This is a genomic window from Anaeromyxobacter dehalogenans 2CP-C, assembly GCF_000013385.1.
Lineage (GTDB): Bacteria > Myxococcota > Myxococcia > Myxococcales > Anaeromyxobacteraceae > Anaeromyxobacter > Anaeromyxobacter dehalogenans_B.
The window spans coordinates 4,718,613-4,738,956 of the sequence record NC_007760.1 but is presented as its reverse complement, the minus strand read 5'-3'; the positions used below and the strand labels follow the sequence as shown (position 1 = coordinate 4,738,956).

Here is a 20,344-nt window from a genome sequence, read left to right as displayed (position 1 = left end):
GCCGCACCGGGGGCGTTACGCATGCGGGGGGTCGAACGGATCATGGACGCATTTCGGCGGTACCCCCGGAGCGTTCATGGACGGTGTCGAGGCCGTGAAGATCCTGCTCGTGGACGACCGGCCCGCGAACCTGCTGGCGCTCGAGTCGGCGCTCGCGGGGGCGGGGTACGAGCTGGTGAAGGCGGGATCCGGCGCGGAGGCGCTCCGGTTCCTGCTGCGCGACGAGTGCGCGCTCATCCTGCTCGACGTCAACATGCCGGAGCTGGACGGGTACGAGACCGCGCGCCTGGTGCGGCAGAACCCGCGCACCCGCAACATCCCCGTCGTCTTCATCACCGCGTACGGCGCCGACGAGCGCCGGGTGCTGAGCGGCTACGAGGCGGGCGCGGTCGATTACCTGTTCAAGCCGGTGACGCCCGAGCTGCTGCGCTCCAAGGTGGCGGCGTTCGTGGCGCTGCACCGGGCGCAGCGGCAGATCCTGGCGCAGGCCGAGCAGCTCCGCGCGCACGAGCGGCGCGAGCACGCGCTGGCGCTGGCGCAGCTCGAGCTGCAGAGCCTGCGCCGGCAGGAGGCGGCGCAGAAGCGCTACCGCACGCTGGTCGAGGGGATCACCCACGCGCTGGTGTGGGTGATCGATCCCGACACGCTGGTGTGCCGCTTCGTGAGCCCGAGCGCCGAGGCGATCCTGGGTCACCCGACGGAGCGCTGGACGGCGGACGCGGGCCTGTTCGCGGCGGCGCTGCACCCGGCCGACCGCGACCGGGTGCTGGCGTCGCTCCGCGCCATCACCGCCGGCAGCCCCGGCGCCACGCTGCAGCACCGGTTCGTGCGCGCCGACGGCAGCGAGGCGTGGTTCGAGACGGCGGCGCGGCTCCTGCCCGGCGAGGACGGCGCCGGGCTCGAGCTGCGCGGCTTCTCGGTCGAGGTGACGGAGGTGGTCGAGGGACGCGCCGCGCTGGAGCTGCTGTCGCGGGCGACCGCCGAGCTGTCCACCTCGCTCGACTGCCAGGACACGGTGGCGCGCGCCGCGGCGGTGGCGGTGCCGGCGCTCGGCGAGGGCTGCGCGGTGGAGGTGGGCGCCGACCCGCGCAGCCCGCCGGTGCGCGCCGTCGTCCACGTCCGGCCGGAGGCGCGCGAGGCGCTGGAGCGCGTGGCGCGCCACCCGGCGCTCGGGCGCGGGCCGGAGCGCGGGGTCGAGGTGATCCAGGACCCGGCCGGCCTCCTCGACGCGGACGGCGAGGACCTGGCGCGGGATCTCGACGCGCTGGCGGCGGCGGAGATCGTGCAGGTGGCGCTCACCGCGCACGACCAGCGCATCGGCACCATGCACCTGTTCACCGCGCGCCCCGCGCGCGCCCGCGACCTCGAGCTCGCCGCCGAGCTCGGCCGCCGCGTCGCGCAGGCGGTGGAGAACGCGCTGCTCTACCGGCGCGCGCAGGAGGCGGTGGAGCTGCGTGAGCGCTTCCTCTCGATCGCCTCGCACGAGCTGCGCACGCCGCTCGCCGCGCTGCTGCTCCAGGCGCGCGTGCTGAACCAGCTGCTCGACACCGGGCGCATCCCGGTGCCGCCCGGCTCGCGCGAGGAGCTGCAGCGGCGCGTGCGCGGCGCGGTGAAGCAGGTGGAGCGGCTCGGCGGCCTCGTGAACAGCCTGTTCGACCTCGCCCGGATCCGGAGCGGGCGGCTCGCGCTGGAGCGCGCCCCGTGCGACCTCGTCGAGATCGCGCGCGACGTGGCCGGGCGCTTCGAGGACGTGCTGGCGCTGCAGGGGCGGGCGTTCACGGTGGAGGCGCCGGAGTCGCTGCGCGGCGTGTGGGACCGCGGGCGCGTGGACCAGGTCATCACCAACCTGCTCTCGAACGCGGTGAAGCACGGCGCGTCGGGGCCGGTCGCGCTGCGGGTCGCGCGGCGCGGCGCCTCGGCCGAGGTGGCGGTGGAGGACGCCGGGCGCGGCATCTCCGAGGCGGACCGCGCGCGCATCTTCGAGCTGTTCGAGCAGGGCGAGCGGAGCGCGGGGACCGGCGGCCTCGGCCTCGGGCTCTACATCACGCGCAGCATCGCCGAGGCGCACGGCGGCCGCGTGTCGGTCGCGGCGCCGGAGCGCGGCGGGGCGGTGTTCCGGCTGGAGCTGCCGGCCGGCGTCGAGGAGGGCGAGCGCGAGGCCGCGCCGCCGGAGCCGCGCGGGATCGACGAGGGCCGCGCCCTCGCCGGCGGGTAGGTGGCTCAGCGCCCGCGGACGCAGCGCGCCAGCGTCTCGGCGCGCTCGCGCAGGTCGGACGACCAGGCCAGCGGGCGGAACGGGTCGGTCGCGAGCGCGAACCAGTAGTAGCCGGTGGCCGGCCCGGCCTCGCCCGCCTCCAGCCCGGCCAGCAGGGCGTCGGGGTCCTTCACGTCGATGCCCGAGGTCTTCCACAGCTCGCGCAGGTAGGCGGCCCGCTCGGCGCGGCAGGGCGGCGCAGCCCGGGCCGCGACCGGGAGCGCGGCGGGCGCGGGCGCCGCGGCGGTCGGGCCGGCGTCGGAGGCGGTGCCCTGCCCCGACCCTGCGTCCGCGGCCATCGCCAGCGTCGCGACCGGCTGGAAGGACTCCGCCGGGACCACGCTGAAGGAGCCCACCCGTCCGTCCTCGGTGCCCTTCTCCTCCACGATCAGGTAGCCCTCGGGGAGCTCGATGCGCTCGCCCACCCGCACCGGCCGGCCCAGGATCTCCACCTGCGCGGCGCCGGCGTCGAGCCGTCCCTCCACCGGCGGCGCGGGGTCTTCGGCGCGGGCCGGCAGCGCGAGGGCGGCGGCGAGCGGGATCGCGAGGGCGTGGCGGAGCATCCGTGGAACCTCCGCACGGCAAGCTTGGCGGCGGTGGCGGCGGGGGCAAGCCTCCCCGGCCGCATCCGGTGGGGCGGCGCCGCGGGGGGCCTGGCGGCCCGCCGCGACGCTCCCGCCCGCGCCCGGCGCAGGTGAGGATCGCAGCACCTGTGGAGGAACTCGACGCGGGGCGGAAGCGCCGTGATCGCGGCCGGTTCGCGCGTACCGCACCCGGAGTGCGTCGAGCTTCTCGACGCGGCAGCCTGCCGCGGAGGCTCGCAGGGGCGCGAAACCGCTGGGGTCCCCGGCTGGCCTGCCCCTTGCGATGGGTCCTCACGGGCGGAGCGGCTCCGCAGGCTCGGGGGACCTCCCGCCGGAAAGGCGGCAGCGGAGATGACGACCTTGATGGAGATCCTGGAAGCCGCCGGCTCGCTCCTGGTCGGCATGGGTGGGCGCCTGGCGCTCAGCATCGCGGGGGGGCTCGCGCTCGCGATCCCGGCGGTGCTCCTCGGCGTCGCGATCCACGTCCTGCGGCAGCGGCGCGCACGCGCCGTGCCCATGGCGGACGGGCTCGCCTGGCGGCCCGGGGCCTACTTCGCCCCCAACCACACCTGGCTCGCGCCGGGGCGCCGCACCGGCGAGTTCACGGTCGGTGTGGACGATCTCGCGCGCCACATCCTGCCGTCGGTGACGTCGGTCGAGCTGCCGCGGCCGGGCATGAGCGTCCACCGCGGCGACCCCATCGTCGTGCTCCGCGCCGGCGGCCGGACCGTGCGCATGGGCGCGCCGGTGGACGGCAGGGTGATGCGGGTGAACCCGGCCGTGCGGCGCGATCCGGGCCTCGTGCACCGCGAGCCGTACGGCGGCGGGTGGCTGTTCACGCTCGCGCCCGCGGACGCCGCCTACATGCGCCTGCCGCAGGACCGCGAGGCCGGCGGCTGGCTCGCGGCCGAGCGCACCCGGCTCACGCGCTTCGTCGAGTCCGAGCTGGGCCTCGCCGCGGCCGACGGCGGCGTGCTCGTCGAGCCGCTCCCCGCCGCGCTCGGCGAGGAGGGCTGGCGCAAGGTCGTGTTCGCCTTCCTGCACGCGGCGTAGGCCGCCGCGCCCGCGGGGCGCCTCGTCCGCGCGAACCAGGCCCGCGCGCTCCACCGTCCCCGGGGAGCGCGCGGGCGCCTCGCGTCCGCGGCTACAGGTTGTCCCAGCCGTACCGGCCGGTCTCGAGCGCGTGCGCCGCGACCGCCTGCAGCGCCCCGTCCTCGTTCTGCTCGAGGCCCGCCAGGCCCGCCTCGACGCGCCGCCGGGCCTGCCGCGCGAACACGGTGAGGATGCGCCGCTCCTCGGCGGCGGCCGCCTCGCCGTGGTCCTCGAGCCGCGTCGAGACGCGCGCCAGCATGCAGGCGAGCGTGAACAGGTCGATCATCGCGTCGGCGAGCCGCTTGGTGAGGAGCTGCGCGCCCACGATCTTCTTGCCGTACCTGCGCAGCAGCTTGTCCGCGGCGATGGCGAGGTCGGTGGCGGCGCCCTCGAACACCGCCGCGTCCTCGGCGAGCGCCGGGTGGAGCATGGTCCACTTGCCCTTCTTGCGGCGCAGCCCGGTGGCCAGCGCGGCGCGGCGCTTCGCGTAGTCCGACATGACGCCGAAGCCCTTGATCGGATCGGCGAGCACGCCCTTCATCGACTCCGCCACGTCGGCGAGCTCCTGGCCCAGGTCGTTCACCGCGGTGAGCGCGATGAACAGCCGGAGGATCTCGTTCGTGCCCTCGAAGATGCGGTTGATGCGGGTGTCGCGGAGCGCCATCTCGTACGGCATCTCGCGCATGTACCCCGAGCCGGCCGCGATCTGCAGCGCCTCGTCGGCGGTGCGCCACACGCTCTCCGAGGCGAGCACCTTCGAGATGGCCGCCTCGACCTGCGTCTCCTCGAAGCCGCGGTCCACCAGGCCGGCCACCATGTTCACCACGCTCTCGGCCGCGTAGCAGTCGATCACCATCTGGCCGATCTTCTGCTGGACCAGGCCGAAGCTGGCGATGGGCTGGCCGAACTGCTTGCGCTCCTTCGCCTGCGCCACCGACAGCTCGATGAGCCGCTTCATCCCGCCCACCGAGCCGCCGCCCAGGCCGGTGCGGCCGGCGTTCAGGATCTTCATCGCGACCTTGAAGCCCTTGCCCTCCTCGCCGAGCACGTTCGCGGCGGGCACGCGCACGTCCTCGAGCACCACCGTGGTGGTGGACGAGGCGCGGATCCCCATCTTGTCCTCGTGCGGGCCGGTCGAGACCCCCTTCATGTCGCGGGTGACGATGAAGGCGGTGATGTGGCCGCGCCCCTCCAGCGAGGTCTTCGCGAACACGGTGAAGAAGTCGGCGATGCCGCCGTTCGTGATCCAGAGCTTCTCGCCGTTCAGGATCCAGCCGTCGCCGTCGCGCACCGCGGTGGTCTTGATGCTGGCGGCGTCGGAGCCGGCGCCCGGCTCGGTGAGGCAGAACGCGGCGATGAGCTCGCCGGTGGCGAGGCGCGGCAGGAAGCGCGCCCGCTGCTCCTCGGTGCCGAACAGGAGCAGGCCGCGCATGCCGATCGAGCTGTGCGCGCCGACCGTCACCGCGACGGAGGCGTCGTAGCGCCCCAGCTCCTGGATGACCCGCGCGTAGGCGGTGGCGCCGAGCCCCATGCCGCCGTGGTGCTCCGGGACCACCAGGCTGAACAGCCCGGCGTCCTTCAGCTCCTGCACGAACCCGGGCGGCATCTCGCCGGCTCGGTCCCAGGCGCGGAAGTCGGCGCCGCGCCCGCCCAGCATCGACTTCAGGGTCTGCTGGATGGCCTCCAGGGTCTCCTTCTCGGCGCGGCGCGGCTCCGGGTAGGGCAGGAGGATCTCCTCCTCGATGTCGCCCAGCGCGAGCGAGCGCATGAAGCTCGCGGTCTTCTTGTCCACCATGGCGTTCTCCGGGCCGGCGCAGGGGGGAAGGCGCCGCTGATTTCAGAATCATAACGCGTCGCGGCACGGCCGGAGCGAGGTCCCCCCGGACGGGGGCACACGGGCCCTGCCCAAACGACTCTGGGTCGGGAGGCAACGACTCTGGGTCGGGAGCGGCGGGGGCGGTGAGCGCCCCCGCCGGGGAGCTCACCGCGCCGTGTACAGGTCGATGACGCGGCCGATCGACCGCTGGCAGACGGAGCAGAACGGCACGGGGTCGCGGGTGAACATCACGCAGTCCATCTGCGGCCGGAAGTAGCCGGTGGCCTCGTAGTTCGCGCCCTCGAACGCGCCCACCGCCTTCGAGAAGCGCGCCTCGCCGAGCAGCGCGGTCTCCTCCTTCTGCTGCGCCAGGAACAGCGCGTCCATCTCGGCCTCGGGCCGGTTCTGCGCGCGGATGCGCTTGCGGCGCTCCTGGAACTCGTTCGCACGCTTGGTGAACACGTCCTTCGGCCAGGGCGTGGGGAGCGGCGTGCCGGCGGCGACGAGGTCGCCCCACTTCGCGGCCTTCGGGTCGGCGGTCACGTTCGGCTCCCACGGCTCGGGCCGGCCCTCGGGCGAGAGGTAGGCGGTGTCCGAGGTGAAGTACTCGTCGGCGAGCGCGGCCAGGTGGTGCCCCAGCTCGTGCACGAAGATGTAGCCGGCCCAGCGGTTGTCGGCGGCCACCGTGGCGTAGAGGTTGAAGATGCCGCCGCCGCCGTAGGTCTCGCCGTTCGCCAGGATGGCGAGCGCGTCGTAGGGCGCGAACGACGCCACGTCGCGCATGGAGCGGTTCTCGAACGTGAGCAGGTAGCGCTCCGAGCCGAACGCGTCGTAGGTGGAGCCGACGCGCGAGCGGCGGTGCACGCCGGTGAGCGGGCGGGAGACGCCCTTCTCCTCGGCGGGCGGGCAGATGCCCCACACGTTGAAGTCGGCCTTCCGCGAGCGGAACGGCTCGTGCGCGAACAGCTCGGCCACCAGGCGGCGCGCGTCCTTCTCGAACTTGCCGCGCTCGGCCTCGGTGTAGCCGTCGCCGAGCAGCAGCAGGTCGAGCTTGTGGGCGGGGTCGCCGCTCTTCAGGATCTCGATCACCGGGCCGGGCGAGGCCGGCCGCGACGGATCCACGAAGCGGTCCTTCGGATCGACGACCGTGGACCAGACCTCCTGGAACGCGTTCCCCGCGCCGCGCTTCTTCACCACCACCTGCACCGGCGCCTCGGGCGCCGGGAAGCGGAGCGACTCGGAGAACGTGCGGCTCACCTTGCGCGCGTCCTCGGTGGTCTCCCACTCGCCGTAGATCGAGGCGTAGCCGCGCGAGTAGACGACGCGGTTGGTGGCGAGGTCGCGGACCTCGAAGAAGTACTTGCCGAGGTTGGTGTCGTCCACCGCGCGCGCCGGGTTGCCCGGGAACGGCAACGGCTCGAGCACCACCCGGTCCACCGCGAAGCGCTCCTCGGTGGCGGTGCCGGTGTGGAAGAGGTCGAGGCGGAGGGTCCGGGGCTGGGTGGGGGCCGCCGACAGGGCGAGCGCGACGAGCAGGGGGATCATGGGCCGAACAGTGTAGCCGCCCGGCCGGAGGTGGCGGGCCAGAGGTTCCCCGCCCACCCGGGGGATCCCCTGAACGCCCGCTCGTCATCCCGAGGCAGGGGTTGCATCTCGCGAGAATCGCGGTCTACTTACGGGGCATGATGTGGCCGTGGGAAGACGAGAGCCGGGGGCGGCGTCCCGTGCAGCCCCGGGATCTGCTCGAGTTCCGGCCGTGGATGCTCGCGCTGGCCGTGTTCCTGGCCTGCGCGATCGGCATCGCCATCATGGAGCAGGCCCGCACGCCTCGCTCCATGTGGGCGCAGGCGGACGTCGCCGCCGACGTCACGCAGCACCCGGGCCGCTGAGCGTACGCGCGTGGTCACCGGCGTCTCGCGCACCGGGAGGCGTTCTCTGATGGGGCGGTCTCGACGGGCGGCGCCTGCCGGGCTGGTCCGCGTCAGGGTGGGCCCTTAGCCTTGGCGCGAGGTCCAAGCATGGCGCCCATCCGGATCCTGGTGGTGGACGACAACCACCTCATCCGCAAGCTGATCGGCCTCATCCTCGAGGGGGCGGGCTACACGCCCATCGACGCCGACTCCGGCGAGGCGGCGCTGGCGCTCGCGCTCGCGGATCCGCCGGACCTCGTGATCGTGGACGAGGTCATGCCGGGAATGCTCGGCTCCGAGCTGGTGCGCCTGCTGCGCCGCTCGCGCGAGCGCCGCCTGCGCAACCTGGCGGTGGTGGGGATCTCCGGGCACGACGGCGCGGCCCGCGCGCTCCTGCAGGCCGGCGCCGACGCGTTCGTCGCGAAGCCGGTCGAGGAGCACCCGCTGCTCGACGCGGTGGCGCGCGCCCTGGGCCGTCCGTTCCGTCCCGACGACCCGCCCGGCCTGCCCGCCGCCTGAGGAGCGGGCGGCGCCCGTCGTCACGAGAACGACACGATCCCGGCACCGTGGCGCCATGCCGCGGGCGCTACCTTTCGCCGCGGCGCCACCGGGTCGTCACCGGTCCGTGCGCCCTCCGAACCGAGGATCGCAATGAACGCCCACCGGGAGTCGTTCTACCGCTGCACCATCGCGTCGCCCGAGGGCCGGCGCGTCGCGCACATCCGCGCGTGGGACGCGCGCGAGGCGGAGGAGCTGTTCCGCGCCGAGCTGCGGGCCGAGGAGCTCGAGGCCGCGGGCCCGATCGAGGTCGTCGCGCTGGGCGACGCGCACGGCGCGCTCGCGCTCGCGAGCTGATCCGGCGCGCCGGTCAGTCGATCGGCCGGGAGGGATCCTCGCGCAGCGCGCAGGCGCGCTCGACGCCCCTCTCGCAGGCGCCGGCGAACAGCGCCCCGGCGCGCGCCTCGTCCCGCGGGACGCCGGCGCCGAACCGGTAGAGCACGCCCAGGTCGGAGCAGGCGCTCGCGCGGCCCGCCTCGCAGGCGCGCCGGTACAGCTCGGCGGCGCGCGGGCCGTCGGCCGGCACCCGCCGGCCCTCCTGCACCATCCGCCCCAGCCACGCGCAGGCGTCCGCGACCTTCCGCCGGCAGGCGAGGTCGAGCAGCGCCGGATCCGAGCCCTCGTCGATGACCGCCTGCGGGCCCTTCAGCCAGGCCTCGGCGGAGTCCAGGCACTCCTCGGCGCCGAGCGCCGGGCACCCCTCGACCAGCAGCCGCGCGCCGCGCGCCGCCTCGCCGCGCCGCCCCTCCGCGAGCAGCACCAGGCCGAGCCGCGCGCACGCCTCCGCGCCGCCCAGCTCGCAGCCGCGCTCGAGCCGCAGCCGCGCCGCGACCGGATCCTCCCGCCCCGCGTCGCCGCGCGCGAGCCCCGCGCCGGCGGCCGCGCAGCCGTCGGCCGAGCCCAGCCAGCAGGCGCGATCCCGCAGCGCCTGCGCGCGCGCCGGCGGCGCGCCGGTCGCGATCGCCAGGCAGCCCTCGGCCTCGCCGAGGTCGCAGGCGCGCTCGCGGAGCCGCGCCCCGCGCGCCGGGTCCCGCTCCGCCGCGGCGCGCTCCAGGCAGGCGGCGCCCGAGCCGAGCGCGCAGCCCTCCTCGAGCGCCTCGGTCACCGCGCGCGCCGGCTGCCCCGCCTCGCGGAGGTGGTGCGCGAGGCGGGCGCACGCGGCGCCCACGCCGGCGTCGCAGGCGCGGCGGTGCAGCGCGGCGGCGCCGGCCGGATCCGCCGGCCCGGCGGTGCCCGCCTCGAGCACGCGCCCCAGCTCGGCGCAGGCGAGCCGCCGCCCCGCGTCGCACGCCTCGCGCAGCGCCGCGGCGCAGCCCGGCTCCCCGCCCGGCGGACGCGGCGCGTTCGGGAACAGGCTGGCGTGCCGCTCGCAGGCCATGGGCGGGGCGGCGGCGGCGGCGGCGGCGGCGAGCAGGGCGGCGGCGAGCGCGAGCACGGCCGGACGATAGCAGGGGTCCGGCCGCGCGACGACGATCGCGCGGGGCGATCAGCGCCGGCGCGGCACCGCCCGCTCGCACGCCTGCACCGCCCGCGCGAGCGCGCGGCCCGGCTCGCGGGCGGCCTGCGCGCGGACCGCGGCGCAGCCCTGGGCCGGCGCGCGCGCGGCGAGCGCCTCGGCCGCCGCGCGGCGGAGGCGGGGGTCGCGGTCGGAGAGGAGCGGGACGAGCGCCTCGCCCAGGCCCGCGGGCGGGAGGAGGGCGCCGAGCCCGCGGACCGCGCCGGCGCGCACGATGCGCGGCGCGGCCGCGTCGGCGGCGAGCCGGCGGTGGAGCGCCTCGGCCCGCGCGCCGCCGCGCGCCGCCAGCCCCTCCAGCGCGCGGGCGCGGCGGCTGGGGAGCTCGGCGCCGCTCGCGGCCGCGGCCTCGAGCAGCGGCCCGGCCTCCGGGCCGAGCGCGCGCCACGCCTCCGGCGGGATGGGCCGGTCGATGGTGCCGAGCAGGGCCCGCACCTCGTCGGCGGTGGAGGGCGCGCCGGCCCCGGGGGCGGCGGCGAGCGCGGAGAGGGCGAGGGCGGCGGCGAGGCCGGCGGCGAGCACGGGGACCTCCCTCAGCGGACGGCGGGGTTGAGCCGCACGACCTCGCCCTGCTGCGGGGTGAGCGTGCCGCGCGCGATCGACGGGTCGATCTGCCAGAACATGAGGTTGTCGCCGCCGCCGCAGCCGGAGCTGCCGGCGCACTGCGGGGCGGAGAGGAGCGCGGTCCCGCAGGGCAGCGGCGACGAGGAAGGGCGGCAGGCGCCGCACGGGCAGCCCGGCGTGTCGGCGATCGGGTCGAGCGCGGTGCCGGTGGCCTCGGTCGTGTGGTAGAGGCCGAGCCAGTGGCCCGCCTCGTGGGCGGCGATGTACGAGACCACGTCGGTGCCGCAGGCGGCGACCGAGAACGGGCTCGCCGGCGAGCACGCGCCCGGCGCCGCCTCGGCGCCGAGGTCGGCGAGCACCACCGCGGCGCCGCTGTTCACGCCGCCGGGCACGCCGGAGGGGCCGGGGATCGAGCCGTCGAGCCCCACCACCGTGCCGCCGCCGCCGCTCGCCGAGGTGGTCAGCTCGTCCACGAGGAACAGGTGCACCGCGTTGCGGGGGACCGCCAGCCGGAACAGCCGCGCCAGCTCGCTGCACGGGCCGGAGTCGTCGATGCTGGGGGTGCTCAGCTCGGTGCGCGCCCAGTCCGGCACGTCGTGGAACGTGACCGTGCCGAGGCACACCCCGGCGCGCGCGAACAGCGACTGCAGCCCGTCCACGAAGCGCCGGAACTGCGCGGCGGTCGCGCTGGCGGACGGGTCGGCGGCGGCGTTCGCGGCCGAGTACTCGGGGTGCGCCGGGTCGGAGGACACGAGGTAGATCTCGAGGTCGAGCGTGCCGGTGGACACGAGCGGCCCGGCGCGGGTGACCACCTTCACGTCGTAGCGCCCCTCGGTGCTCCCGCCGGTGCAGCCGGTGGTGGTGGTGCAGGCGGCCGCGAGGTCGTTCAGCGTGAAGCGCCACGCGCCCGGCGCGAGCTGGCCGTCGGAGCGGACGCGGTCGAGCGCGGTGGTGGTGTTCGGGACGGTGACCGCGCCGGCGGAGGGGATCACGCCGGCGTAGAACAGCAGCCACTGGCTGTAGTCGCGGCTGCCATCGACGACCGGCGCGCTGGCGGCGTCGTCGTAGAACCGCGCGCCGCCCGCGTCGAGCACGAGCTGCGGGAACGGCGCGTTCGCGGCGGGCCCGGCGCCGGGCCAGTCCACCGCCTCGGGCGCGGTGCCGTCCACCTCCTGGAAGTAGAGCGTGAACCCGGTGGTGCCGGCCGGCACGTCGAACGACACCTCGTCGCCGGGCGCGTGCGTGCCGCGCTCCTGCACCGGCCCGATCACCGCCGCGTTGACCGGCAGCGCGCAGGGCGGATCCGGCACGTCGGGCGGCCGCTCCGCCGGGCCGGCCACCGCGCCGAGCGCGACCGTGGGCCGGTGGCCGGACGGGCCGCACGCGCCGGCGGGGATCGACGCGGCGCACACGCGCGAGAGGCACAGGCCGGAGCGGCAGTCGGAGGCGCGCGTGCACGCCTCGCCCACGCCGCGCCCGCCCTGGTCGATGCGCCGGTCGAAGGTGGGGTTGCCGCAGCCGCCGGTCGCGAGCCCCGCGGCGGCGAGCGCGACGAGCACGGCGGCGGGCGTGCGGCTCACGCCGGGATGGTAAGGCCGGCCATCCCCGAGCGCGACGGGGCCCCCCGACGCGGGCGCTCGCGATCACCCCCGACCGGCGAAGGCCCGATCGAGGAGGTCCGCCAGGATCCGGGCGGTGAGGCCCCAGACCACGCGCGCCTCGTCCGCGTGGAACGACCACACCCGCCAGTGCCCCGTCCCCGGGTCCACGTCCTCGAACGGCACCGCCGCGCGGGCCACCACCGCCGCGAGCCGCTCCGGCAGGCCCGCGGGATCCCACAGCGAGGCGCGCCGCAGCGCCGGGTCGAGGAGCTGCGCCAGCGGCAGCTCGAAGTGCTCGTCCACCTCGTCGGCGGCGGCGGTGAACGCGGCGGGCGGCGCGCGCACGGCCGCGGCGACCGGCGTCACCACGTACCCGGCCACGCTGGGCAGGTCGTCGAGCAGCCCGAGCACCTCGGACGCCGCCGGCGCCAGCCCAACCTCCTCGTGCGCCTCGCGGAGCGCGGCGGCCGGGGCGTCCTCGCCCGGCTCGAGCCGTCCCCCGGGGAAGGAGATCTCGCCGCGGTGGTGGTTCAGCGCCTGTGAACGGCGGGTGAACAGGATCGAGGGGCCGCCGGGGCGGTCGAGCAGCGCGACCAGCACCGCCGCCGGCCGGAAGCCCGGGACCGCGAGCGACCGGCGCGGCCGTGCGCCGAGCGCCCGCCGCACGCGCTCGGTCGCCTCGTCGAAGCCGGGGGCACGCATCGCCCTCCATCTAACGCGGCGCGACCGGGCGCGCCGGGCGGCGAGGGGGACGCACGCCCGCCCGCCGCGGCGCGCGCGCTGCGGCCGATTGATTTCCACGCGTGTTTCCGCGAAAAAGGTGGGATGCGCAGCGACCGGATCAAGAAGGGCTTCGAGCGTGCGCCCCACCGCAGCCTCCTCCGCGCGACGGGCCTGAACGACGGCGACTTCGAGAAGCCGTTCATCGGCATCGCCAACAGCCACATCGACATCATCCCGGGCCACTACTACCTGCAGGAGTACGGCCGGATCGCGAAGGACGAGATCCGCAAGGCCGGCGGGGTGCCGTTCGAGTTCAACACCATCGGCGTGGACGACGGCATCGCCATGGGCCACGAGGGCATGAGGTACAGCCTGCCCTCGCGCGAGCTCATCGCCGACTCGATCGAGACGGTGATGAACGCGCACCAGCTCGACGCGCTCGTCTGCATCCCGAACTGCGACAAGATCGTCCCCGGCATGCTCATGGGCGCGCTCCGCGTGAACGTGCCCACCGTGTTCGTGTCCGGCGGGCCCATGAAGGCGGGCCACCTCCACGACGGCACGCCCATCGACCTCAACACCGCGTTCGAGGCGGTGGGCAAGCGCGCGCAGGGGCAGATCACCGACGCCGAGCTGTACGAGATCGAGTGCCAGGCCTGCCCGTCCGGCGGCTCGTGCTCCGGCATGTTCACCGCGAACTCGATGAACGTGCTGTGCGAGGCCATGGGCGTGGCGCTGCCCGGCAACGGCACCGTGCTCGCGCTCACCCCGGAGCGCGAGGCGCTGGTGCGCCGCGCCGCGCGCCGCGCCGTGGAGATCGCCGCCGACGAGCGCTTCAGGCTGCGCAACCTGGTGAACCGCGACGCCATCCACAACGCCATGGTGGTGGACATGGCCATGGGCGGCTCGTCCAACACCGTGCTGCACATGCTCGCCATCTCGCGCGAGGCCGGGGCGCCGCTGTCGCTGCGCGACATCGAGGAGATCGCCGGCAAGGTCTCGCACATCGCGAAGATCGCCCCGTCGCTCGCGACCGTGCACATGGAGGACATCCACCGCGCCGGCGGCGTGCCCGCGGTGCTGCGCGAGGCGGCCCGCCGCGGCGGCATCGTCCGCGAGGACGCGCTCACCGTGACCGGCGAGACCGTGGGCGAGCGGATCCGCGGCGCGCGGACCGCCGACCCGGAGCTCATCCGGCCGCTCGAGAACGCGTACTCGCCGGTGGGCGGCCTGGCGGTGCTGTTCGGGAACCTGGCCGCGGAGGGCGCGGTGGTGAAGACCGCCGGCATCCAGCCCTCCATGCGCACGTTCACCGGCGAGGCGATCTGCTTCGACTCGCAGGACGAGGCCATCGCCGGGATCATGGGCGGCAAGGTGAAGCCCGGGCACTTCGTGGTGATCCGCTACGAGGGGCCGAAGGGCGGGCCGGGCATGCAGGAGATGCTCTCCCCCACCTCGCTCATCATGGGCATGGGCCTGGGCGAGAGCGTGGCGCTCGTCACCGACGGCCGCTTCTCCGGCGCGACCCGCGGCGCCTGCGTCGGCCACGTCTCCCCCGAGGCCGCCGAGGGCGGCGTGATCGGGCTGGTGCAGGACGGCGACCGGATCACCATCGACGTGGCGGCGCGCGCGCTGACGGTGGACGTCTCCGACGCCGAGCTGGCCCGGCGCCGCGAGGGGTTCCGGCCGAAGCGCCGCGATCCCGGCTCGTCCTGGCTCCGCCGCTACGCGCACCTCGTCACGAACGCGGCGAACGGCGCCGTGCTGCGGAGCACCGACCTCTAGCGAGCCGCGGCCCCGAGGCCCGATCCCCGCCGCCCCCCCCGGGGCCGGCGGAGATCGGCGCTCGTCGATGCATGCACATGCAAAGGGCTTGACGGCCTCGCCGCGCCGCAGATAAATGCATGCGCATGCAACAGCATGACGCGGCGCCCGTCGCCGCGGTCCTGAACCGAACGACCCAGGGGTCACCCACATGAGCTGGATCCATCTCGGCGTCGCCGTGATCTTCGAGATCGCGGTGGCCATCTCCGCAGGCAACGCACGAGGCTTCACCCGACCGTGGTGGACCACGGCCACGCTCGTCAGCGGCGCGATCGGCACCTTCTTCCTCAGCCTGGCGCTGCTGACGTTCGACGTCGGGGTCGGCTATGCGATCTGGACGTCCGTCGCGGGCGTGGGGGTCGTCGTCCTCGGCGCGATGTTCCTCGGCCAGCGACTCGGCTGGCAGAAGCTCCTCGGGATCCTGCTCGTCATCGGCGGCGTGGTGGGCCTGCGGCTCAGCGGCGCCGCCTGACCGGCAGCGGCCATCCTTCAATCCCTTCCAGATCTTCCACGAGGAGCGAGACGTGACGACGACGAACGAGACGAACGGGGGCAATGGGCGCGCGTGGTTCATGCTGCTGCTCGCGGGGGCCTTCGAGATCGGTTACGCCCTGAGCGTCGCCGGCAGCAGGGCGTTCACCGTGCCGGGCTGGTCCATCTCCGCCGGGGTGTTCTTCCTGCTGACGCTGTACGCGCTGAGCGTCGCCCTGCGCACGATCGACGTGGGGATCGGCTACGCGGTGTGGGCCGGCATCGGCTCGGTGGGCGCGGCGATCCTCGGCGGCGTCCTGCTCGACCAGCCCCTGACGCCGGTCCAGGCGTTCTGGCTGGCGGTCATCATCGCCGGCGTGGTCTGGCTGAAGCTGGCGGACCGGGCCAGGGCGGACGGGCCCGGGGCGCGCGCCTGACGGGCGCGCCCGCCTCGTTGCTTGCATGGGCATGCACGTGAGAGCATGCGACGCATGCCGTCCGAGAGGAGCGCGCGCCGGTGACGTCGAGGCGAGGCGATGCGTGGCTCGAGCTGGTCCAGCTCGTGGCCCAGGTCGAGGCCGATCTGGGCAAGGTGCTGCAGGCCCGCCACCGGCTCGGGCTGACGGAGTTCCGCGCGCTCGAGCTGCTGGCGCGAGCGCCGGACTCCGAGCTGCGCATGCAGGAGCTGGCCGCGCAGCTGGGCCTGAACCAGAGCTCGGTCTCGCGGATGGTCGAGCGGCTCGAGCGCGGCGGCCTCACGGTCCGCGACCTGTGCCCGGACGACAAGCGCGGCGTGTACACGGTGCTGACCGAGCGAGGGCGCGCGCGCCTCGAGGGCGCGCGGCCCGACTACTCGCGGGCGCTGGAGGTGGCGCTCGAGGCGCACGGGGGCGCGAAGCTGCTGGCCGCGCGGTCGGCGAAGGCCAGGTAGCGCGCTCCGCCTATCCCCTCCGCACCCACGCCGCCGCGAAGAACGCGTCGGTGCCGTGGCGGTGCGGCCAGGTCCGCAGGAAGCCGTCGGGGGTGAGCGTGCTCGCGGGCGCGTCCGGCGCCGCGCGCGCGAACTCCGGGTGGGCCGCCTCGAACGCCTCGGCGACGTCCTCGTCCTCGGCGCGCCGGAACGTGCAGGTCGCGTAGACCAGCCGGCCGCCGGGGCGCACGTGCGCCGCGGCGCGCTCCAGGATGCGCGCCTGCAGCGCGGGGAGCGCCGCGAACGCGGCGGGGTCGAGCCGCCAGCGCAGGTCCGGCCCGCGGCGGAGCGCGCCCAGCTCGGAGCAGGGCGCGTCCACCAGCGCGCGATCCACCCGGAGCTCCGCCGGCGCCGCGGCGCCGTGCACCGCCACGATGCGCGCCGCGCCCGCGGCGAGCGCGCGCGTCCGGAGGCGCACCAGCCGCCCGGCGTCCGGATCGGCGGCGTGCACGCGCCCCGCCGCGCCCACCGCCGCGGCGAGCAGGAGCGTCTTCCCGCCGGCCCCGGCGCACGCGTCGAGCACCGCCTCCCCGGCGCGCGCGCCCACCGCCTCGCCGAGGAGCTGGCTCCCCTCGTCCTGCACCTCGAAGAGCCCCTCCTGCCAGGCGCCGAGCCCGTACACGTTCGGCCGCGGGCCCTCCACCACCAGGCACGCGGGCGCGAGCGCGCCGGGCCGGGTGCGCACGCCCTCGGCCTCGAGGCGCGCGGCGAGCGCGGCAGGCCCGGCGCGGAGCCGGTTCGCCCGGAGCGCCACCGGGCCGGGCAGGCACAGCGCCGCGGCGAGCGCGTCCGCGTCCGGGCCGGCCGCCGCGGCGAGCTCGGCGTCGAGCCAGGCCGGCAGGGAGAAGCGGTCGGCGCGCGCGGCCGGCGGCGGGCGCGGCGGCGGGAGCGCGCCGGGCGGCAGGCCGGCGAGCGCCTCGGAGGCGCCCGCCTCGCGGCCGCCGAGGTCGCGCAGCAGGGCCGCGAGCAGCAGCGCGGGCGGCGCGCGCGGATCGCCGAGCTGCGCGCGCAGCCGGCGCCGCCACAGCCCCACGCCGAAGATCGCCTCGGCCACCGCGGCGCGCCCGGCCGCGTCGAGCGCCGGCCGGGCCCGCAGCGCGCGGGTCACGGCCCGCTCCGCCGCGCCGCCGGCGAGCACCTCGTCGAGCTCCGGCCCGAGCCCGGGGCCCGTGCCCGCGAGCGCCTCCCACGCGACGCCCGCGACGCGCCGCTCCGCCTCGGTGGGCGCGGCCGGAGATGGGCGGGGGTCGCGAGCGGTCATGGCGGCACGGCTCGCGGAAAGATACCCCGCCGGGGCCCGATGGAGGGGGCCCGGGGTTCACCGGGGAATGCGTGACGCCGCGGGTTACACGTGACGCGAGCGGCGGCGCCGGGCCCCCAAAAACCGCCGAAATCCGGCCTGATCAGGCGCCGGACCGGCCTCCGCCGGGTGGCACGGGCGCTGCTTAGGGAGCTCCCCCGTATGAGACGACTCCGTCCCGCCGCGATCCTGCTCCTCGCCGCCGCCGCGCCGGCCCTCGCCGCCGCGGAGGCGCGCGTCCCGCTCGCCGACGACCCGGCGCTCGCGCGGCTCGTCTCCGAGACGCTGGAGGCGCGCCCCGAGCTCCGCTCCGCGCACGCCATGGTCCGCGCCGAGCACGAGCGCGTCCCGCAGGCCGGCGCGCTGCCGGACCCGGTGCTGTCGCTCGGCCTGCAGAACGACGGCTTCGGCGCGATCCAGGTCGGCAAGATGGAGACGAGCTACTACTCGATCGGCCTCTCGCAGACGTTCCCGTTCCCCGGCAAGCGCGCGCTGCGGGCCGAGGCCGCGTCGGCCGGCGCGAACGCCGCGATGGCGTCGCTCGACCGGGCCCGGCTCGGCGCCGAGGCGGACATGCGCCGCGCGTACGTGGACCTGGTGCTGGTGCGCGACCGGATGGCGCTGCTGCGGCGCCTGGAGGCGCTCTGGGTGCGCTCGGAGGGCACCGCCCGCGCCCGTTACGAGTCCGGCGGCGGCGCGCAGACCGACCTGCTCCGCGCCCAGCTGGAGCGGACGCGCCTGCGGCAGCGCCGCGTCGCGCTCGAGGCCGAGGAGCGCGCGCGGGTGGCGGTGGTGAACCGGCTGCGCGGCCGGCCCGCCGCGGAGCCGGTCGAGACCATCGCCGGCCTGGAGGCGCTCGCGGACCCGGCGCTGCCGGAGCGCGACGCGGCGCTCGCCGACGCGGAGGCCCGCAGCCCGGAGCTGGCCTCGGCGCGGGCCGCGGCCCGGCAGGCCGACCGCGAGGCGACGCTGGCGCGGCGCGAGCGCTTCCCGGACCTCACGGTGAGCGCGGGGGTGATGCCCCGCGGCGCGCTCGAGCCCATGTGGCAGGTGGGCGTGTCGGTCCCGCTGCCGGTCTTCTCCGGGCGCAAGCAGTCGCGCGCCGCGGCCATGAGCGCGGCGCGGGCCGAGAACGGCGCCGCCGCGGCGGACGCGTTCGCGCAGGTGGTGCGGCTCCGCGCGCTCGAGCGCGAGGAGGCGCTCGCCGCGGCCATCGACACGCTCGCGCTCTACCGCGGCGGGCTGCTGGTGCAGTCCCGCGCCACCGCCGAGAGCGCGCTCGCGCAGTACGTCACCGGCCAGGTGCCGTTCGCGTCGGTGCTCGACGCGCTGGCCGGCACGGTCGCCGACGAGGAGGGGTTCCTCGGCACGGCGGCGGAGGCGCAGCGCCTGTGGATCGCCGCGCGCGAGGTCAGCCTCGACGAGGCGCTCCCCGGCGGCGCCGCGGGCGGCGGCGGGGCCATGCCCGGCGCGGGCGGCGCGGTCTCCGCCGCCGGCCCGGCCCGCCCGGCAGGCGGCGGCGCGCAGGCGGCGGCCTCCGGCGGTTCCTCCTCTTCCTCTTCCTCGATGGGCGGTGGCATGTGAGCGACCCGACGATCCCGACGAACCCGAACGCCCCCCCGCCGCCGCGCCGCGCGCGCGGCGCCCTGATCCTGCTCGCGGCGCTCGTCGCCGGCGCGGCCCTGGGCGGCGGCGCGGTGCTCCTGGCCGGCGGCCTGCGCGGTGGCGAGCCCGCCGACGGCCACGACCACGCGGCGCACGCCGAGAAGAAGCAGCTCTACACCTGCCCGATGCACCCGACCATCGTGCAGGACCACCCCGGCGAGTGCCCGATCTGCGGCATGAAGCTCGTGCCCATGGACGCGCCGCAGGGTGGCGCCGCGGCCGGCGCGCCCGCGGCCGGCGCGGCGAAGGCCGCCGCGGACCAGAAGCCGCAGTGGCAGTGCCCGATGCACCCGACCATCGTGCAGGACCACCCCGGCGACTGCCCGATCTGCGGCATGAAGCTGGTGAAGATGGAGGGCGGCGCCGCGGGCGGCGCGCAGGCGGAGGGCCCGGCGCCGGAGGGGCTCGCCAGCGTGACCATCGAGCCCTCCCGCCAGCAGCTCATCGGGCTGCGCACCGTGGCGGTGTCCCGCGGCGCGGTGGGCGGCGCCTGGCGCACCGCCGGGCGCGTCGCCATCGACGAGACGCGCGTGCACCACCTCAACGTGAAGGTCGGCGGCTTCGTCGAGCACGACCACGCCACCTTCGTGGGCAAGGCCGTGCGCCGGGGCGAGCCGCTCTTCACCATGTACAGCCCCGAGCTGCTCGCCGCGCAGGAGGAGTACCTGCTCGCGCTGCGCACCAGCCGCTCGCTCGCGCAGGGCGGCGCGGAGGGTCCGGGGGCCACGCTGGTGAAGGCGGCCCGGCGCAAGCTGGAGCTGTGGGACGTGCCCGCGTCGGAGATCGCGCGGCTGGAGAAGACCGGCGAGGCCCGCAAGGACCTCACCTTCCACGCCCCGGCGAGCGGCGTCGTCACCAAGCGCGAGATCGTCCCCGGCATGCGCATCGAGGCCGGCTCGATGCCGTTCGAGATCGTGGACCTCTCGCGCGTATGGGTGCTCGCCGACGTGTACGAGAGCGAGCTGCGGCACGTGAAGGTCGGCCTGCCCGCCACGCTCTCCCTGAAGGCGTACCCGAACCGCGCCTTCAAGGGGAAGGTCGTGTTCATCGACCCGCTGCTCGACCCGAAGACCCGCACCGTCAAGGTGCGCATCGAGTTCGACAACGCGGGCGGCGAGCTGAAGCCGGAGATGTTCGGCGAGGTGCTGCTGCAGGGCGCGCGGCGCGAGGGCCTGGTGATCCCGGCCGACGCGGTGATCGACTCCGGCACGCAGAAGGTGGTGTTCGTGGCCGCGGGCGAGGGCCGGTTCCAGCCGCGCGAGGTGCGGCTCGGCGACGGCGACGGCCGGCACGTGGAGGTGGTGGAGGGCCTGCACGAGGGCGAGCAGGTGGTGACCGGCGCGAACTTCCTGGTGGACTCCGAGTCCCGGCTGCGCGCGTCGCTCGCGGCCATGGCCTCGGGCGCGAAGGCCGCGCCGGCCGGTGCGGCCCCCGCGGCGGCGCCCGCGGCCGCGCCCGCGGCCGGCGCCGGCGACCACGCGCAGCACGGGGGCCACTAG

General features: G+C 76.4%; 19 protein-coding genes. 11 read left to right on the top strand and 8 right to left on the bottom strand.

From position 1 onward, the window contains the following. The first annotated feature begins 76 nt into the window (after positions 1–76). Entirely contained in the window at positions 77–2,215 is a 2,139-nt protein-coding gene (locus ADEH_RS21295) for a hybrid sensor histidine kinase/response regulator (protein ID WP_011423167.1), read from the top strand. Positions 2,216–2,220: 5 nt separating this feature from the next. Here the strand turns inward: ADEH_RS21295 and ADEH_RS21290 are convergent, their stop codons facing one another. Next, entirely contained in the window at positions 2,221–2,817 is a 597-nt protein-coding gene (locus ADEH_RS21290; RefSeq protein ID WP_011423166.1) for a hypothetical protein, read from the bottom strand. A 384-nt stretch (positions 2,818–3,201) separates the two neighbouring features. On the opposite strand from ADEH_RS21290, the gene ADEH_RS21285 reads away from it, so the two are divergent. Beyond that, on the top strand, positions 3,202–3,891 hold the full coding sequence (locus ADEH_RS21285) for a glycine cleavage system protein H (protein ID WP_011423165.1): 690 nt from the start codon (positions 3,202–3,204) through the stop codon (positions 3,889–3,891). A gap of 91 nt (positions 3,892–3,982) precedes the next feature. Here the strand turns inward: ADEH_RS21285 and ADEH_RS21280 are convergent, their stop codons facing one another. Together ADEH_RS21280 and ADEH_RS21275 are read right to left on the bottom strand one after the other, a co-directional pair. Next, entirely contained in the window at positions 3,983–5,725 is a 1,743-nt protein-coding gene (locus ADEH_RS21280) for an acyl-CoA dehydrogenase family protein (RefSeq protein ID WP_011423164.1), read from the bottom strand. Between the two features lie 186 nt (positions 5,726–5,911). Next, the gene (locus ADEH_RS21275; RefSeq protein WP_041453754.1) at positions 5,912–7,291 is read right to left on the bottom strand and encodes an IgA Peptidase M64; all 1,380 of its coding nucleotides are present in this window, start codon (positions 7,289–7,291) and stop codon (positions 5,912–5,914) included. A gap of 179 nt (positions 7,292–7,470) precedes the next feature. Here ADEH_RS21275 and ADEH_RS21270 point away from each other — a divergent pair, with 179 nt between their 5' ends. From ADEH_RS21270 to ADEH_RS21260, 3 genes are all read left to right on the top strand, one after another. After that, a complete protein-coding gene (locus ADEH_RS21270) occupies positions 7,471–7,635 on the top strand; it encodes a hypothetical protein (RefSeq protein WP_232287369.1) in 165 nt (54 codons plus the stop codon). 129 nt (positions 7,636–7,764) lie between these two features. Continuing rightward, on the top strand, positions 7,765–8,175 hold the full coding sequence (locus ADEH_RS21265) for a response regulator (protein WP_011423162.1): 411 nt from the start codon (positions 7,765–7,767) through the stop codon (positions 8,173–8,175). A gap of 132 nt (positions 8,176–8,307) precedes the next feature. Next, positions 8,308–8,511, top strand: coding sequence for a hypothetical protein (locus ADEH_RS21260; RefSeq protein WP_041453752.1), 204 nt, complete (start codon positions 8,308–8,310; stop codon positions 8,509–8,511). 13 nt (positions 8,512–8,524) lie between these two features. Here ADEH_RS21260 and ADEH_RS21255 read toward each other — a convergent pair whose 3' ends face one another. The 4 genes from ADEH_RS21255 to ADEH_RS21240 form a co-directional block, all read right to left on the bottom strand. Next, the gene (locus ADEH_RS21255; protein WP_011423161.1) at positions 8,525–9,649 is read right to left on the bottom strand and encodes a tetratricopeptide repeat protein; all 1,125 of its coding nucleotides are present in this window, start codon (positions 9,647–9,649) and stop codon (positions 8,525–8,527) included. Between the two features lie 51 nt (positions 9,650–9,700). After that, positions 9,701–10,249, bottom strand: a complete 549-nt coding sequence (locus tag ADEH_RS21250; RefSeq protein ID WP_011423160.1) for a HEAT repeat domain-containing protein — start codon at positions 10,247–10,249, stop codon at positions 9,701–9,703. An 11-nt stretch (positions 10,250–10,260) separates the two neighbouring features. Beyond that, a complete protein-coding gene (locus ADEH_RS21245) occupies positions 10,261–11,871 on the bottom strand; it encodes a hypothetical protein (RefSeq protein WP_011423159.1) in 1,611 nt (536 codons plus the stop codon). A 63-nt stretch (positions 11,872–11,934) separates the two neighbouring features. Then, positions 11,935–12,594: an NUDIX hydrolase gene (locus tag ADEH_RS21240; RefSeq protein ID WP_011423158.1), complete on the bottom strand. Its 660-nt coding sequence runs from the start codon at positions 12,592–12,594 to the stop codon at positions 11,935–11,937. Positions 12,595–12,717: 123 nt separating this feature from the next. Here ADEH_RS21240 and ilvD point away from each other — a divergent pair, with 123 nt between their 5' ends. The 4 genes from ilvD to ADEH_RS21220 all read left to right on the top strand — a co-directional run bounded on the left by ilvD (position 12,718) and on the right by ADEH_RS21220 (position 15,841). Further along, complete coding sequence (gene ilvD / locus ADEH_RS21235; RefSeq protein ID WP_011423157.1) at positions 12,718–14,400, top strand: dihydroxy-acid dehydratase; 1,683 nt, start codon at positions 12,718–12,720, stop codon at positions 14,398–14,400. Positions 14,401–14,590: 190 nt separating this feature from the next. Next, complete coding sequence (locus tag ADEH_RS21230; RefSeq protein WP_011423156.1) at positions 14,591–14,911, top strand: DMT family transporter; 321 nt, start codon at positions 14,591–14,593, stop codon at positions 14,909–14,911. 52 nt (positions 14,912–14,963) lie between these two features. After that, entirely contained in the window at positions 14,964–15,347 is a 384-nt protein-coding gene (locus tag ADEH_RS21225) for a DMT family transporter (RefSeq protein ID WP_011423155.1), read from the top strand. 80 nt (positions 15,348–15,427) lie between these two features. Next, positions 15,428–15,841: a MarR family winged helix-turn-helix transcriptional regulator gene (locus tag ADEH_RS21220; RefSeq protein WP_011423154.1), complete on the top strand. Its 414-nt coding sequence runs from the start codon at positions 15,428–15,430 to the stop codon at positions 15,839–15,841. A gap of 10 nt (positions 15,842–15,851) precedes the next feature. Here the strand turns inward: ADEH_RS21220 and ADEH_RS21215 are convergent, their stop codons facing one another. Further along, the gene (locus ADEH_RS21215) at positions 15,852–17,141 is read right to left on the bottom strand and encodes an RsmB/NOP family class I SAM-dependent RNA methyltransferase (RefSeq protein WP_011423153.1); all 1,290 of its coding nucleotides are present in this window, start codon (positions 17,139–17,141) and stop codon (positions 15,852–15,854) included. Between the two features lie 201 nt (positions 17,142–17,342). On the opposite strand from ADEH_RS21215, the gene ADEH_RS21210 reads away from it, so the two are divergent. Further along, complete coding sequence (locus ADEH_RS21210; RefSeq protein WP_011423152.1) at positions 17,343–18,764, top strand: TolC family protein; 1,422 nt, start codon at positions 17,343–17,345, stop codon at positions 18,762–18,764. Continuing rightward, positions 18,761–20,344, top strand: coding sequence for an efflux RND transporter periplasmic adaptor subunit (locus ADEH_RS21205; protein WP_011423151.1), 1,584 nt, complete (start codon positions 18,761–18,763; stop codon positions 20,342–20,344). The genes ADEH_RS21210 and ADEH_RS21205 overlap by 4 nt, the downstream gene beginning before the upstream one ends.

Bases quoted from the DNA above. Each gene is read 5' to 3' on its own strand.
- ADEH_RS21215 (WP_011423153.1), bottom strand. From the start codon at position 17,141: ATGACCGCTCGCGACCCCCGCCCATCTCCGGCCGCGCCCACCGAGGCG.
- ADEH_RS21230 (WP_011423156.1), top strand. From the start codon at position 14,591: ATGAGCTGGATCCATCTCGGCGTCGCCGTGATCTTCGAGATCGCGGTG.
- ADEH_RS21295 (WP_011423167.1), top strand. From the start codon at position 77: ATGGACGGTGTCGAGGCCGTGAAGATCCTGCTCGTGGACGACCGGCCC.
- ADEH_RS21275 (WP_041453754.1), bottom strand. From the start codon at position 7,291: ATGATCCCCCTGCTCGTCGCGCTCGCCCTGTCGGCGGCCCCCACCCAG.
- ADEH_RS21280 (WP_011423164.1), bottom strand. From the start codon at position 5,725: ATGGTGGACAAGAAGACCGCGAGCTTCATGCGCTCGCTCGCGCTGGGC.
- ADEH_RS21260 (WP_041453752.1), top strand. From the start codon at position 8,308: ATGAACGCCCACCGGGAGTCGTTCTACCGCTGCACCATCGCGTCGCCC.
- ADEH_RS21285 (WP_011423165.1), top strand. From the start codon at position 3,202: ATGGAGATCCTGGAAGCCGCCGGCTCGCTCCTGGTCGGCATGGGTGGG.
- ilvD (WP_011423157.1), top strand. From the start codon at position 12,718: ATGCGCAGCGACCGGATCAAGAAGGGCTTCGAGCGTGCGCCCCACCGC.
- ADEH_RS21210 (WP_011423152.1), top strand. From the start codon at position 17,343: ATGAGACGACTCCGTCCCGCCGCGATCCTGCTCCTCGCCGCCGCCGCG.
- ADEH_RS21240 (WP_011423158.1), bottom strand. From the start codon at position 12,594: ATGCGTGCCCCCGGCTTCGACGAGGCGACCGAGCGCGTGCGGCGGGCG.
- ADEH_RS21265 (WP_011423162.1), top strand. From the start codon at position 7,765: ATGGCGCCCATCCGGATCCTGGTGGTGGACGACAACCACCTCATCCGC.
- ADEH_RS21290 (WP_011423166.1), bottom strand. From the start codon at position 2,817: ATGCTCCGCCACGCCCTCGCGATCCCGCTCGCCGCCGCCCTCGCGCTG.